Origin of the sequence: Mycobacterium sp. SM3041 (assembly GCF_039668335.1) — a bacterium.
Taxonomy (GTDB): domain Bacteria; phylum Actinomycetota; class Actinomycetes; order Mycobacteriales; family Mycobacteriaceae; genus Mycobacterium.
This window is the reverse complement of the sequence record NZ_JAYXBQ010000044.1, coordinates 301,573-316,091: the sequence shown is the minus strand read 5'-3', so window position 1 is coordinate 316,091 and position 14,519 is coordinate 301,573. Positions and strand designations below refer to the sequence as shown.

The 14,519-nt window shown below is 70.7% G+C and carries 14 protein-coding genes; 6 read left to right on the top strand and 8 right to left on the bottom strand.

Going from position 1 to position 14,519, the window contains the following annotated elements; genetic code table 11:
* Nucleotides 1-65 precede the first annotated feature (65 nt).
* Nucleotides 66-674, bottom strand: a complete 609-nt coding sequence (locus tag VXD91_RS13715; protein ID WP_061000959.1) for a riboflavin synthase — start codon at nt 672-674, stop codon at nt 66-68.
* Between the two features lie 80 nt (nt 675-754).
* Between VXD91_RS13715 and VXD91_RS13710 the strand changes: the two genes are divergently transcribed.
* Nucleotides 755-1,471, top strand: a complete 717-nt coding sequence (locus VXD91_RS13710; protein WP_064985658.1) for an LppX_LprAFG lipoprotein — start codon at nt 755-757, stop codon at nt 1,469-1,471.
* Entirely contained in the window at nt 1,471-3,048 is a 1,578-nt protein-coding gene (locus tag VXD91_RS13705) for an MFS transporter (RefSeq protein WP_346415659.1), read from the top strand. The genes VXD91_RS13710 and VXD91_RS13705 overlap by 1 nt, the downstream gene beginning before the upstream one ends.
* Before the next feature lie 70 nt (nt 3,049-3,118).
* Here the strand turns inward: VXD91_RS13705 and VXD91_RS13700 are convergent, their stop codons facing one another.
* The 7 genes from VXD91_RS13700 to VXD91_RS13670 all read right to left on the bottom strand — a co-directional run bounded on the left by VXD91_RS13700 (nt 3,119) and on the right by VXD91_RS13670 (nt 10,513).
* The gene (locus tag VXD91_RS13700; protein ID WP_064985642.1) at nt 3,119-3,364 is read right to left on the bottom strand and encodes a hypothetical protein; all 246 of its coding nucleotides are present in this window, start codon (nt 3,362-3,364) and stop codon (nt 3,119-3,121) included.
* A gap of 328 nt (nt 3,365-3,692) precedes the next feature.
* Nucleotides 3,693-4,703, bottom strand: a complete 1,011-nt coding sequence (gene ribD, locus VXD91_RS13695) for a bifunctional diaminohydroxyphosphoribosylaminopyrimidine deaminase/5-amino-6-(5-phosphoribosylamino)uracil reductase RibD (RefSeq protein ID WP_346415658.1) — start codon at nt 4,701-4,703, stop codon at nt 3,693-3,695.
* Nucleotides 4,700-5,377, bottom strand: coding sequence for a ribulose-phosphate 3-epimerase (gene rpe / locus VXD91_RS13690; RefSeq protein ID WP_212811532.1), 678 nt, complete (start codon nt 5,375-5,377; stop codon nt 4,700-4,702). Before rpe ends, ribD begins: the two co-directional genes overlap by 4 nt.
* A 5-nt stretch (nt 5,378-5,382) precedes the next feature.
* A complete protein-coding gene (locus VXD91_RS13685) occupies nt 5,383-6,837 on the bottom strand; it encodes a transcription antitermination factor NusB (RefSeq protein ID WP_346415657.1) in 1,455 nt (484 codons plus the stop codon).
* The gene (gene fmt / locus VXD91_RS13680; RefSeq protein ID WP_346415656.1) at nt 6,834-7,760 is read right to left on the bottom strand and encodes a methionyl-tRNA formyltransferase; all 927 of its coding nucleotides are present in this window, start codon (nt 7,758-7,760) and stop codon (nt 6,834-6,836) included. The genes VXD91_RS13685 and fmt overlap by 4 nt, the downstream gene beginning before the upstream one ends.
* Nucleotides 7,761-7,796: 36 nt before the next feature.
* Nucleotides 7,797-9,797, bottom strand: a complete 2,001-nt coding sequence (locus VXD91_RS13675) for a primosomal protein N' (RefSeq protein ID WP_346415655.1) — start codon at nt 9,795-9,797, stop codon at nt 7,797-7,799.
* Nucleotides 9,794-10,513 (bottom strand): lysoplasmalogenase, encoded by a 720-nt coding sequence (locus VXD91_RS13670; protein ID WP_346415654.1) that lies wholly within the window; start codon nt 10,511-10,513, stop codon nt 9,794-9,796. The genes VXD91_RS13675 and VXD91_RS13670 overlap by 4 nt, the downstream gene beginning before the upstream one ends.
* Here VXD91_RS13670 and VXD91_RS13665 point away from each other — a divergent pair.
* The 4 genes from VXD91_RS13665 to VXD91_RS13650 all read left to right on the top strand — a co-directional run bounded on the left by VXD91_RS13665 (nt 10,512) and on the right by VXD91_RS13650 (nt 14,414).
* On the top strand, nt 10,512-11,435 hold the full coding sequence (locus VXD91_RS13665; RefSeq protein ID WP_346415653.1) for an alpha/beta hydrolase: 924 nt from the start codon (nt 10,512-10,514) through the stop codon (nt 11,433-11,435). The two genes, VXD91_RS13670 and VXD91_RS13665, sit on opposite strands and share 2 nt — an antisense overlap.
* A 3-nt stretch (nt 11,436-11,438) precedes the next feature.
* Nucleotides 11,439-12,413 carry an alpha/beta hydrolase gene (locus VXD91_RS13660; protein ID WP_318984549.1) on the top strand — a complete coding sequence of 325 codons (975 nt, stop codon included), beginning with the start codon at nt 11,439-11,441 and terminating at the stop codon, nt 12,411-12,413.
* A 20-nt stretch (nt 12,414-12,433) separates the two neighbouring features.
* Complete coding sequence (locus VXD91_RS13655) at nt 12,434-13,912, top strand: NAD(P)/FAD-dependent oxidoreductase (protein WP_346415651.1); 1,479 nt, start codon at nt 12,434-12,436, stop codon at nt 13,910-13,912.
* 106 nt (nt 13,913-14,018) lie between these two features.
* Nucleotides 14,019-14,414 (top strand): hypothetical protein, encoded by a 396-nt coding sequence (locus tag VXD91_RS13650; RefSeq protein WP_346415650.1) that lies wholly within the window; start codon nt 14,019-14,021, stop codon nt 14,412-14,414.
* Nucleotides 14,415-14,519: the final 105 nt, after the last annotated feature.

Sequence of the window (14,519 nt, the reverse complement as noted above, 5' to 3'; positions counted from 1 at the left end):
ATGAACCACTGGTACCGGCCGACTTACTCCCGCTCGTCCGCTCAGCGGACGCAGCGTGACCGGGACTACTGCGCCGGGGTGAGCAGCCGCTCGACGTATTTGGCGATGACGTCGACTTCCAGGTTCACGGTGGTCCCCACCGGGGCACGGCCCAGCGTCGTCAGCTGCAACGTGGTTGGAATCAGAGAGATCTCGAACCAGTCGCCCTGCTCGTCACGGCCCAGGCCGGACACCGTCAGCGACACCCCGTCGACGGTGATCGAGCCCTTCTCGACCACATACCGGGCCAGCTGCGGCGGCAGCGCGATGCGCACGACCTCCCAGTGCTCGGACGGTGTGCGCGACAACACAGTGCCGGTGCCGTCCACGTGACCCTGCACGATGTGCCCGCCCAGCCGGCTGTTGAGCGCCGCGGCGCGCTCCAGATTGACCCGGCCGCCGACCTCGACGCCGGCGAGGCTGGACCGGTTCAGGGTCTCGGCCATCACGTCGGCGGAGAACGCGCCGTCGGGCAGCACGTCCACAACCGTCAGACAAACGCCGTTCACCGCGATCGAGTCACCGTGCCCGGCATCAGTGGTGACCAACGGGCCGCGGATGACGAACCGCGCCGCGTCGGCCAGTTGGTCCTTGCTGACGATCTCGCCGAGCTCTTCGACAATGCCGGTGAACATGGACCTCAGCCTAGCCATCGGCGTCCGGCAGGCCGATCGAGGCAACTTGTTAGTCGGGCGCACCTATTACGATGCAGGACATGCAGACGCGCAAACGCTCCGCCATGCTTGTTTCCCTACTCTCCACCGTGATGGCCGGGGTGCTCCTGGTCTCCGGATGCTCGAAGTCCGAGGCCCCGTCGGCGCCGCTGCCGGACGCCGCGGCGCTGCTCAAGCAGTCCGCCGACACCACCCGCGGCCAGCAGAGCGTGCACCTGGTCCTGACCGTCAACGGCAAGATCGCCAAGCTGACGGTCACCAAGCTGACCGGCGACATGACGCTGACCCCGGCCGTCGCCGGCCAGGGCAAGGCCAACCTGTCGGTGGGCGGCATGGGCGTCCAGGACGCGCCGTTCGTCGTCTACGACAACCACCTGTACGCCTCGCTGTCGTCCGGTGGCCCGCTGTCCGACTTCGGCCCCGCCGACGCCATCTACGACATCTCGGCGATCCTGCGCCCGGAGACCGGCCTGGCCAACATCCTGGACAACTTCACCGACGCCAAGGCCGTGGGCCGCGAGGACATCAACGGCGTCAAGACCGTCAAGGTCACCGGCACCGTCAGCGCCGAGGCGGTCAACAAGATCGCCCCGCAGCTGAAGGTCACCACCGCGCTGCCGGGCACCGCCTGGATCGAAGAAGGTGGCAACCACCAGTTGGCGCAGGCGCAGCTGGAGACCAGCCCGGGCAACAACCTGCAGATGACGCTGACGGACTGGGGTAAGCCGGTCACCGTCAACAAGCCCGACGTTCAGTAATGGCCGGGGGTAGCAACCGCCACGTCGCCATAGCCGCAGGCAGTCTCGCGGTCCTGCTCGGCGCGCTCGACACCTATGTCGTCGTGACGATCATGACCGACATGATGAAGGACCCGCCGGACGGGATCGGCATCCCGATCAACAAGATCCAGCAGGTCACGCCCGTGGTCACGTGGTACCTGCTGGGCTACATCGCGGCGATGCCGCTGCTGGGCCGGGCCTCCGACCGGTTCGGCCGCAAGCTCGTGCTCCAGGCGAGCCTCGCGCTGTTCGCGGTCGGCTCGATCGTCACGGCGATTGCCGGCATGTTCGCCCCGGCGAACGAGATGGTCGAGCCGCTGATCCAGCTGATCGTCGGCCGGACCATCCAGGGCGTCGCCAGTGGCGCGCTGCTGCCGGTGACGCTCGCGCTGGCCGCCGATCTGTGGGCCGCGCGCAACCGCGCCGGTGTGCTGGGCGGTATCGGTGCCGCGCAGGAGCTGGGCAGCGTGCTCGGCCCGCTGTACGGCGTCGCCGTGGTGTGGCTGCTGCACGACTGGCGGGATGTCTTCTGGATCAACGTGCCGCTGACCCTCGCGGCCATCGTGATGATCCACTTCAGCCTGCCGTCACGCATCGAGACCGAGAAGCCCGAGAAGATCGACGTCCTGGGCGGCGTGCTGCTCGCCGTCGCCCTGGGATTGGCGACGTGGGGGCTGTACAACCCCAACCCCGACGGCAAGCAGGTGCTCCCGGAAAACGGCCCGCCGTTGCTGATCGCCGCCGCGGTCGTCGCGGTCGCGTTCTTCGTGTGGGAGAAGATGGCCCGCACCAAGCTGATCGATCCGGTGGGCGTGCACTTCCGGCCGTTCCTGGCGGGCCTGGCGTCGTCGCTGTGCGCGGGCGCGGCGCTCATGGTCACGCTGGTGAACGTCGAGTTGTTCAGCCGCGGTGTGCTCGGCATCGACCAGGCGCATGCGATCTTCAAGCTCGCGTGGTTCCTGGGTGCGCTGCCGGTAGGCGCGCTGGTCGGCGGGTGGATCGCCACCCGGATCGGCGACCGGATCGTCGCGTTCGTCGGTCTGCTCATCGCAGCCGCCGCGTATCTGCTGGTCTCGCACTGGGACATGAACGTGCTGGAAGCCACCCACGACCTCGCGATCGTGAAGCTCCCGACACTGCCGACCGATCTGATCATCGCCGGCCTGGGCTTGGGTCTGGTCATCGGACCGCTGACATCGGCGACGCTGCGCGTGGTCCCGACGGCACAGCACGGCATCGCCTCGGCGGCGGTCGTGGTGTCCCGCATGATCGGCATGCTGATCGGTATGGCGGCGCTGTCCGCGTGGGGTCTGTACAAGTTCAACCAGAACCTGGCCGCCCTGCCGCCGGCCAAGGGCGGCAGCCTTGCCGACGCTGCGGAGCAGATCGCCAAGAACGTGAAGACCGCCTACACCATGCAGTACAGCTCGATCTTCCTGATCACCGCGATCGTGTGTGTGGTGGGTGCGCTGGCCGGTCTGCTGATCGCCGGTCGCCACGAGCAGGCCGAGGAGCCGGAGACCGCTCCCGAGGTCGATCCCGCGCCGGTGGCGTAGGCCGTAACGACAACGGAGCCGCAGAGTCGATCGACTCTGCGGCTCCGTTATATCTGGCCTGTTGTCCGGGCTAGCAGCGCTCGATGCCCGGGCGCATCAGCACCACGTTGTCCGGGATGTACGCCGGGGTCGGCGCGGGCGCCGGATCCGGGTGGGACCCGTTCGCGTGGGCCGCGAGGCGTTCCAGCGCGACGTCCACGGCTTCGTCGAACTCTTCGACGACACTCAGCACCGCCCGTAGGGGCCGGCGGAACATCATGTCCCGGATGCCATCTTCACTCGGACGGAAGCTGAGCCAGTCCTGCAGTGCAGTCATGCTCTTATCCTTTGCTCGTGATCACCTTCGCTCTAACGACATCGGTGAGCGCGATATTTCAGCCGGATCCAGATGATCCGGTGTCTGCCCTCAATTTTACGGATGCGAAATCGCGGCCTCCTGCGCGAATGTCGCGGCGTTGATCTCGAAGTGGTAACGATTAGCAAAACTAAAGATGGGCCGCGGTGAGCCCACTCACATTGAGCGTCACGGTGAATCGCACATCTCAGCCACGATCGGGAATCAGTTCAGGCCTTCAGACCCGCCCGTACTCCCGCGCCGAACCGCCGCGCACGGCGCGAAAAGTTCGCTGGAAGCGCCCGAGCAATCAGTTCGGCACGAGACTGAGCCGCACGTCGGCCCCGACGGTCTCGACGCCGTCGAAACGCCAGCGGCGGGCCTGCGAGATGGTCGACACCCCGGCGTCGTCGATCGCCGTGATGGGTCCGCCCAGCAGCGTCGGCGCCAGATACGCCAGAATCCGGTCCACGAGTCCCGCCCGGACGAATGCCCCGGCCAGCGTCGGCCCGCCTTCGAGGATCACATCGGTGCGGTCCGACAGCGCCTGCAGCACCTCGAGCGGATCGTGCGTCCGGATCACCATGGTCCGGGAATCGTCGTTCAGGACGTTGGCCTCCGACGAGATTTCGCGTTCCCCGACCACCACCCGCAGCGGCTGACGGGGCGCCGGGGTGCCGTCGGACAGGCGGGCGGTCAGTGTCGGGTCGTCGGCCAGCACCGTCCCCGTGCCGACGACGATGGCGTCGGCTGCCGCGCGGTGCCGGTGCACGTCGGCCCGGGCGGCGGGGCCCGTGATCCACTGGCTGGTGCCGTCGGCAGCGGCGCTGCGCCCGTCGAGGCTGGCCGCGAACTTCCACGTCACATGGGGTCGGCCGGTGCGCTGACGGTGCAGCCACTCCCGCAGCGGTCCACCGCTGACCTCGTCGGCGAGAACACCCGAGGACACCGTCACACCGGCATCGGTCAGCCGCTGGGCGCCGCCCGCGGCCACCGGATTGGGGTCGGCCACGGCGAACACCACGGCCGCCACCCCGGCGTCCAGCAGTGCGTCCACGCACGGGCCGGTGCGGCCCTGGTGGTTGCACGGCTCGAGCGTCACCACGGCGGTGCCGCCCGCGGCCCGGGTACCGGCCCGCCGCAGCGCCATGACCTCGGCGTGCGCCTCCCCCGGCGGCTGGGTCCCGCCGACACCGGCCACTTCGCCGTCACGGTCCAGGATCACCGCGCCGACCGGAGGGTTCGGGTACGTCGTGCCTTTGACCGCGTCGGCCTGGCCGATGGCCAGCCGCATGGCCGCTTCGATGGCCTCCGGCGTCACAGCACCAGATGCGGTGACGCGGCCGCGGCCTGACGCCGCAGGGATTCCACCGCGGCACCCGGATCCGCCGCGTTGTACACCGCGGAGCCGGCGACGAAGCAGTCCACGCCGGCCGCGGCGGCGGCTTCGATGGTGTCGTCGTTGATGCCGCCGTCGATCTCGACGACCAGGGTGAGCTCACCGGAGTCGACGAGGTTGCGGACCAGCGCCACCTTCGGCAGCACCTCGGCGATGAACTTCTGGCCACCGAAGCCCGGCTCGACCGACATCACCAGCAGGGTGTCGAAGTCACGCAGGATTTCCAGGTAGGGCTCGATCGGGGTGCCGGGCTTGACGCTCAGGCCCGCCTTGGCGCCGGCCGCCCGGATGTCGCGGGCGACGGAGATCGGGTCGTCGGTGGCCTCGGCGTGGAAGGTCACGTTGTAGGCGCCGGCCTCGGCGTACGACGGAGCCCAGCGCTTGGGGTCCTCGATCATCAGATGGCAGTCCATCGGGATGTCGGTGACCTTCAGCAGGCTCTCGACGACCGGCAGACCCAGCGTCAGGTTGGGGACGAAGTGGTTGTCCATGACGTCGACGTGCAGCCAGTCGGCGCCCTCGACCGCCGCGGTCTCGTCGGCGAGCCGGGCGAAGTCGGCCGAAAGGATGGACGGGGCGATCAGTGGTCCTGCCATGGCGGTCAGACTACTTTGAGCGCGGCCGCGAACATCGCATCGGTGCCATGCCGATGTGGCCATAACTGCACATGTGGTCCGGGTCCCAGCCGGTCCGCCGGCGCGAACAGCGGGCGGGTGTCGATCTGTTCGACCGGCTGACGGCGCACCGCGTCGGCGATCACCCCGACGGTCTCGGCCAGGTGCGGCGAACAGGTCGCGTACAGCACCACGCCGCCCGGGCGGGTGAGTTTGATTGCGGCAGCAAGCAATTCGCGCTGCAGCCGGGCGAGGCCGGGCACGTCCGACGGCTGCCGGCGCCACCGCGCCTCGGGCCGGCGACGCAGCGCGCCCAGACCGGTGCACGGGGCGTCGACCAGGACGCGGTCGAAGGATCCGGGCGCCAGGCCAGACTCGCGGCCGTCGACCCGGAGGACCTCGACCCCCATGCCGGCGGTGTTGCGCTCCACCAGATCGGCACGGTGTTCCGTCGGCTCGACGGCGGTCACCGTGGCGCCGCACTGCGCGGCGATGGCCGCCAGCATCGCGGTCTTGCCGCCGGGACCCGAACACAGGTCCAGCCACCGGCTGTCGTTGCCCTCCACCGGCACCTCGGTCAGTGCGCGGGCCACCAGCTGGCTGCCTTCGTCCTGCACCTGCGCCAGGCCGTCGCGGATCGGGTCCAGCTGGCCGGGGTCGCCGCCGGGCAGGTACACCGCGTACGGCGAGAAGTGGCCGACGTCGCCGCCGATCGCCGCGGCCAGCTCCTCGGCACTGATCTCCCCGGGACGGGCCGCGAGGTGCACGACGGGGCGTTCGTCGTCGCTGGTGAGCATCGCGTCGAGTTCCCCCGCGTCGGCGCCGAGGGCGTCGGCGAAGGACTGCGCCACCCACCGCGGGTGCGCGTGGGTGAACGCGGTGTGGCCGATCGGGTCGGCGGCGGCCGACGGCGCGAGCTCGGCGACCCAGGCGGCCTCGTCCTTGCTCGCGATGGCGCGCAGCACGCCGTTGACGAAACCCGCACGCACCGAATCGAATTCGATGCCGGCCTGCTCGACGGTCGTGTCCACCGCGGCGTGGGCGTCGACGCGGGTGCGGAGCAGCTGATAGGCGCCGAGCCGCAGCAGATCCAGCAGAACCGGGTCGATCCGGTCGGTGGGCCGCCCGGCGGCACTCTCGATCACCGCGTCCAGCAGCCCGACGCAGCGGCAGGTGCCGTAGGTCAGTTCGGTGGCGAAGGCCGCGTCGCGGCCGGTGATGTCGCGCTCGCGCAGGATGGCCGGCAGCGCGAGGTTGGCGTAGGCGTCGCGCTGCGATACGGCGCGCAGCACGTCGAACGCGGCGCGGCGGGCCGGATCGAGCGGCTTGCGGCGCGGGCCGCGGGGGGCCTGTGCCCGGGCCGCCGGCTGCCGGTGGCCGCCGGTACGTCCCTGGTTGTTCGGCCGGCCCTGCCGTCCGCCTCGTCCGCTCCGTTCGGTCACCGGGCCACCACACCTTCGTCCAGCCGGGCACCGCGCGCCCAGTCCGCCGCATTCATCAGTTTCTTCCCCGGCGGTTGCACCAGGCCCAGGCGCACCGGAGTGCTGCCGGTGCCGACCAGCACGCCGGATTTCTGCACGCGAATTACGCCGGGCGCCAACGGTTCTGCTTCGACCGGGACCACCGGTCCGAGTTTCACCCGCAGGTGGCCGATCTCGGTCCAGGCACCCGGATTCGGCGTGACCGCGCGGATGCGGCGGTCGACGACGTGCGCGGGCAGCTCCCAGCGCACGCGCGCGTCCTCAACGGTCACCTTGGGTGCGATCGTCACGCCGTCGGTGGGCTGCGGCACCGCGGTCAGCTCGCCGTCCTCGACACCGTCGAGCGTCGTCTCTAGCAGACCGGCGCCGGCGTCGGCCAGGCGGGCCAGCAGGTCGCCCGCGGTGTCGATGGGCCGCACCGCCTCGGTAAGCACGCCGTACACGGGCCCGGAGTCCAGGGCCCGTTCGATCTGGAACGTGGTGGCACCGGTCACCTCGTCGCCCGCGGCGATGGCGGCCTGCACCGGGGCGGCGCCGCGCCACGCCGGCAGCACCGAGAAGTGCAGGTTGATCCAGCCCAGCCGGGGCACCGCCAGCAGCTCGTCGCGCAGCAGCGCACCGTAGGCGACGACGGCGCAGCAGTCGGGGGCCAGCGCGGCGAGTTCGGCGACGAACTCGGGCTCGTTGGGCTTGGCCGGACGCAGCACCGGAATGCCTTCGGCCAGAGCAAGTTCCGCGACGGGAGACGGCGCGGGCTTGCCGCGGCGACCGGAGGCCGCGTCAGGACGGGTCAGCACCGCGACCACCTCGTGGCGGGGCGACGCGATGAGCCGACGCAACGACGGCAGCGCGGGTTCCGGGGTTCCGGCGAAGACGATACGCACGATCCACCAGGCTACTTGTGCAGCGGCCGAACCTACTCATCCGATGTGCAGCGGATCGATCTGCACCCGCACCGGCGTCTGATCGTGGCGGGCGCAGAGCACGCCGGTCGCCCGGCGCAAGGCCGCCGCCAGGACCAGCCCGCGATCACGCGAGACCCGCACCAGCATGCGGTGCACGGGAGCGTCCGGGTCCACTCCGGGCGGACGACGGGCACCGAACGGCAGGTCGACCGGACCCAGCACCTCGGCATCGGGCGGCAGGGCGGCGGCCTCCAGCAGCGCGTCCGCCGCCTCCGGGACGCCGTCGACGGCCGCGAGATGCACCGCGGGGGGCAGCCCGACCTCGGTACGGCCGTCGAGCTCGGACTCCGCGTGCCCGACGGGGTCCCAGCGCACCAGCGCCTGCACCGTCGGGATCGACGATTCGGCCACCACCGCGACGGTGCCCCCGGCCGCGCGGTCGAGCACCATGGCCGCTGCCGACATCCACCGGCGCAGCGTGTCCTCGGCCGCACGCAGATCCTGGCGGCCCAGCAGCGCCCAGCCGTCCAGCAACAGCGCCGCGCCGTAACCGCCGTCGGCCCGCGGTTCGGCGCCCGGGGTCGCCACCACGACGGCGGCGCGCGCGGGCACCTCGGTCACGACGGCGTCCCCGCCGGAGGTGACGACGGGAACGCCCGGGAAGGCCCGGCCCAGCTCCTCGGCGGTGCGCCGGGCCCCGACCACAACCGCGCGTACCGCGTCCGAACCGCACCGGCCGCAGCGCAGCGCGACGTCCTGACGGCCACACCAGCGGCACACCGCGCCGACGGTGTCGCGGTCCGGCAGCGACAGCGGACCGGTGCAGTGGCGGCACCGCGCGATGGTCCGGCATTTACCGCAGGCCAGCGCGGGCACGTAGCCGCGGCGCGGCACCTGGACCAACACGGGCCGGCCGGCACTCAGCGCCGCCCGGGCCGCGCCGAGGGCCATCGACGGCAACCGCGCGGTGCGGGCGGCGGCGTCGCGTTCGTGGGTGTGGGCATCGTCGTCGAGCGCGACGACGCGTGGCGCCCGGGCGCGCACCACGCTGCGGCCCGCCACCAGGTCGTGCGCCCACTTGCTGCGGACCAGGGCCTGCGCCTCGGCAGTGCGCGCGAAGCCGCCGATGATTGCGCCGCAACGCAATTGGTGCGCCCGCAGCATGGCGACCTCGCGGGCGTGCGGATACGGCGCACGCGGTTCGGCGAGCGAGTCGTCGCCGTCGTCCCATACGACGACGAGCCCGAGGTCGGCGACGGGGGCGAACACCGCGCTGCGGGTGCCGATCACGAGCCGGGCCTGACCACGCAGCACCGACAGCCAGCGCCGGTAGCGCTGCGACGGGCCGAGGCCGGCGGACAACGCCACGACCCGGGACTCGTCGACGAGCGTCAGCGCCGCGGCGTGGACGGCGTCGACGTCGCGCTGGTCCGGCACGATCAGCAGTGCCGCGCGGCCGGCGTTGACGACGACAGCCGCCGCCTCGCACAGCCGCCGGGCCCAGTCCTCCCCCGGCAGCGCCTGCCACACCGCGCGCGCGGCCCGGCCCTCGGCAAGCGCTTCGAGGAACTGCTCGCCGCGGCCGTACTGCTGCCAGGCGCCGGCGTCGACGTCGCGCGCAACGAACGGCGGAAGCTCCGGCGGCGGTTGCTTCTCCACGGTGGCATGCCGCGGCGGGATGGCCAGGCGCAGCACATCGGGCCGGCTGCCGGCGTACCGGGCGGCCACCGCCTCGGCGAGGCGCTGCACGTCCGGGGTCAGCACCCGTTCGGCCGAGACCACCCGGTCCAGCCAGCCCAGCTTGCCCGAATGGTCGGTGTCCGAACGCCTTTCGAGGATGAAGGCGTCGACGAGGCGGCCGTTGAACCGGACCTTGGCCCGCACGCCCGGCTGGGCGTCGTCGGACAGGTCGGCCGGCACCAGATAGTCGAACTCGCGGTCCAGATGCGGCACCGACAGCATGGGCAGCACCCGAGCCACGGGCTCGTGCTCGGCCTGCTGTCTGGTGACGGTCACGCAGCCGGTGTAGCAGACGCGGCCGACACCGTCCTGCCGGCGAAGAATCCAGCGGTGATCAGGAGCAACGACGCGGCGTAGGCCCACCAGATCGGGACCGCCAGCGTCTCGTCACCGAGCACGAACTTACTGATGCCGATCATGCCGTCGCTCACCGCGAAGCACAGCGCGCCGAGGGCGGTCCAGCGGGTCGGCAGGTCGGCGAACAGTGCCGTGCACACCATGGCCACCAGCACCGCCATGTACACGGTGACGGGGATGGTCATCTGCTGCGCGACGAGGCTCGGCCAGAACCAGACGATGAGCCCGATGCAGATGACGACCAGGACCGCGGCGCCGGCGGTGGCCGCCGGCGTGCGGCGGGCCAACGGCAGCAGGGCGGCCAGGAAGCACAGGTGCGCGATCAGGAACGAGCCGAGCCCGAAGACGAATCCCATGGGCCAGCCCGGCACGGCCAGCAGGAAGTCACCACCGGCCGAGAACACCAGTGCGGCGACCAGCCAGTTGCGTTCGCGGACGATCGGATGGCTCGCCGCGGCCGCCGCCAGCAGCAGCGCGGGCAGTGCCTTGACCGCGGGCTGCAGGGCGAATTGGCCGATCAGGTCGGCGCCCGACGGCAACCGCAGCGCCGTCGCGATGAGGAAGATGCCATAGCCGGCGGCGATCACGGCGGCCGCCAGCCACAGCCGCCGGCGCGGTGCGTACGGTGAACTCATGTCGGACACTGCGCGTCCCCCGCTCGATCCCATTCTGCAAAAGGTACTGGAAGCGGTTCCGTTCCAATTGACCATGGACGGTGGCGTCGAAGCCGCCCGGGCCCGGTTCCGTGAGCTGCCCCGCAAGGCGGTGTTCCCGGAGGTCCGCGCCGAGGACCGCGTCATCGACGGCGTGCCGGTGCGCGTCTACTGGCCCGCGGACGTCGAACCGTCGGCGCCGGTGGTGCTGTTCTTCCACGGCGGCGGCTGGGTGGTCGGCGATCTGGACACCTACGACGGCACCGCCCGCCTGCACGCCGCCGGTGCCGGCGCCGTGGTGGTGTCGGTGGACTACCGGCTCGCTCCCGAGCACCCCTTCCCCGCCGCCGTCGACGACGTCTGGGCCGTGACGCAGTGGGTGGCCGCCCACGCCGACGAGATCGGCGGTGACCCGAATCGTCTTGCGGTGGCTGGTGATTCGGCCGGCGGCAATCTCGCCGCGGTGGTCGCGCAGCTGGCCCGCGATGCCGGCATCGCGCTGCGCGCCCAGCTGCTGTGGTACCCCGCGACCACCTGGGACACGTCGCTGCCGTCCTTCACCGAGAACGCCGACGCCCCGGTCCTGGGCCGCGACGCCGTCGGCGGTTTCTCGTTGCTGTATGCCACGGGCGTCGACCTGCGGAACCCACCGGCCGCCCTGGTCCCGGCGCGTGCCGAGTCGCTGGCCGGGCTGGCCCCGGCCTACATCGCCGTCGCCGGATACGACCCACTGCGCGACGACGGCATCCGGTACGGCGAGATGCTCACCGCGGCCGGGGTTTCCGTCGAGGTGCACAACGCCGAGACCCTGGTGCACGGCTACCTCGGGTACCACGGCGTGGTGCCGGCGACGACCGAGGCGGCCGACCGCGGAATCGCCGCGCTGAAGGCAGCGTTAGCCTGAGGCATGACATCAGATGTGACGCCGGACACTCGGCCTGGTATCGACCCGATCCTCAAAGCCCTCCTGGACGCCGTGCCACTGGAGTTCACCATCGACGACGGTGTCGAAGTGGCGCGCGCCAAGATCGCCGCGATGCGGCCGCCCGCGGCGATGCTGCCGGACCTGCGGATCGAGAACCGTACGCTCGACTGCGGTGCGGCAGGCCAGATTCCGGTCCGCATCTACTGGCCGCCCATCGACGGCGAGACCCGACCGCTGCCCGTCGTGGTCTTCTATCACGGCGGCGGCTGGGCCATCGGCGACCTGGACACCCATGACCATGTGGCGCGCGCCCACGCCGTCGGCGCCCGCGCCATCGTCGTGTCGGTCGAGTACCGGCTGGCGCCCGAGCACCCGTTCCCGGCCGCCATCGAGGATTCCTGGGCGGCGCTGCAGTGGGTCGGCGCGCATGCCGCCGAACTGGGTGGCGACCCGGCGCGCCTCGCGGTGGCGGGCGACTCGGCCGGCGGCAACATCTCCGCGGTGATGGCGCTGCGGGCGCGTGACGCCGGCGGCCCGAAGCTGGCGTTCCAGCTGCTCTGGTACCCCGTGGTGACGGGTGATGTCACGCTGCCGTCGTTCACCGAGAACGCCGACGCCCCCATGCTCAACAGCAATGTGACGGCGGCCTTCCTGACCTGGTACCTGCCGGGCATGGACCTCAGCGACGCCTCGGCGCTGCCGACCGACCTGGCCCCGGCGAACGCCGAGTCGCTGGCAGGTCTGCCGCCGGCGTACATCGGGACCGCCGAGCACGACCCGCTGCGCGACGACGGCGCCGAGTACGCCAAACTGCTTGCCGCAGCAGGTGTTCCGGTCGAGTTGAGCAACGAGCCGACCATGGTGCACGGGTTCGTCAGCCTCGCCCTGGCTTCGCCGGTGGCGACCGAGGCCACCAACCGTGGACTCGCGGCCCTGAAAGCCGCCCTCTACGCCTGAATTTCCGCAAGTATGGACCCATGACAACGCCTGATGTCCAAACGGTGATCGTCGGCGCCGGGTTCTCCGGGATCGGGGCCGGCATCCTGCTCGACCGGGCCGGGCTCGGTCACTACCGAATCCTCGAAGCCGGCTCCGGCCCCGGCGGCACCTGGTTCTGGAACACCTATCCCGGTGTCGCCGTGGATATTCCGTCGTTCTCCTACCAGTTCTCGTTCGAGCAGAGCGCCGACTGGTCGCGCACCTACGCCAAAGGCCACGAACTCAAGGCCTACGCCGAGCACTGCGTCGACAAGTACGGGCTGCGGGACCGCATCCGGTTCGGCACCGAGGTCACCGGCGCCGAGTACGACGACGACGCCGCCCTGTGGCGCGTGCACACCAGCAGCGGCACCGTCACCGCACGGTTCCTGATCAACGGCAGCGGCGTCCTGACGGTGCCCAAGCCACCGGACATCGACGGCGTCGAGGACTTCGCCGGCATCACGCTGCACACCGCCCGCTGGGACAGCAACATCGACCTGACTGGCAAGCGGGTCGCGATCATCGGCACCGGCGCCTCGGCAGTCCAGGTGATCCCCGAGATCGCCCCGATCGTGGCGCACCTCACGGTGTTTCAGCGCACGCCGATCTGGTGCTTCCCGAAACTCGACCTGCCGCTGCCGGCCCCGGCCCGCTGGGCCATGCGCATTCCCGGCGGCAAGACGCTGCAGCGGCTGGCCAGCCAGGCCTACGTCGAGCTGACCTTCCCGCTGTCGGCGCAGTACTACAGCGTCTTCCCGTTGGCGGACGGCGCGGCCCGGATGGGGCGGTCGTTCCTGCGCCGCGAGGTCCACGACCCGGTGGTGCGTGACAAGCTCACGCCCCGCTACGCGGTCGGCTGCAAACGACCGGGTTTCCACAACAGCTACCTCGCGACGTACAACCGCGAAAACGTCAGCCTGGTAACCGAATCCATCGAGCGCATCACGCCGACCGGGGTACGTACCGCCGACGGACAGGAGCACGAGGTGGACGTGCTGATCCTGGCCACCGGGTTCAAGGTGATGGACGTCGACAGCGTGCCGACGTTCCCCGTCACGGGCGCGGGCGGCCACACCCTCGGCGAGTTCTGGGAGACGCAGCGACTGCAGGCCTATGAGGGCGTCAGCATCCCCGGTTTCCCGAACTTCTTCACCGTCATGGGGCCGTACGGCTACGTGGGTTCGTCGTATTTCGCGCTGATCGAAGCGCAGACGCACCACATCGTGCGGTGTCTGCAGCGCGCGGAAAAGCTTGGCGCGCACCGGGTGGAGGTCTCGCAGGAGGCCAACGACCGCTACTTCGACGAAATGATGCGCAAGCGCCACCGCCAGGTGTTCTGGCAGGACAGTTGCCAGTCGGCCAACAGCTACTACTTCGACAAGAACGGCGACGTGCCGCTACGGCCCGCCACCACCGTGGAGGCCTACGTCCGCAGCCGCCGCTTCGATCTCGACGACTACGAGTTCAGCGCCTGAGTCTCCGGCCGATGCGGATATGAAAGTGATTTGAACCCGGTAACTTTTCCGCATGCGCCGGCATCGGCACGGCTATAGGCGCTGAAACGTCGGTACAGTCGCGAAGGTGACGACCAGGCCGATGCGATGGCGGGCGGCGATCCTGCTGCTCGTCGCGCTGCTGGGCCTCGGGATCGGCACGCAGCTGGGCATCAAGCCCGCTGCCGCGACGCATCCCCATGCGGCCCCCGTCCTCGTGGCACCGGGCCACACGCTGCCGTCGGTGACCGCCGAACATCCACACCTGCGCGACAATTCGATCCCGTCGGCCCCGGATCTGATGATCGGCCTTCCCCGGTCCACCTCCACCCTCCTGGCTCTCGGCCTCGCGCTGGCCGTCTGCGTCGCGATGGTGTGCTGGTGCGCACTGACGCCGGTGACCAGCCGGGGACCGCCCCGTCAGGTGGCGGCGATCCACACCGGCCGGGCGGTCCTGACCCGGCTCTGCATCTCCCGACGCTGATCGGTCAGCGCAGATCGGCCGCGTTTCGTGGCTGGTCGGTGTCTGCTGCCCGATCCCGCTGCCGCGCCGCGGCATGACGCGAAAAGTGATGCACCCATGAACAAT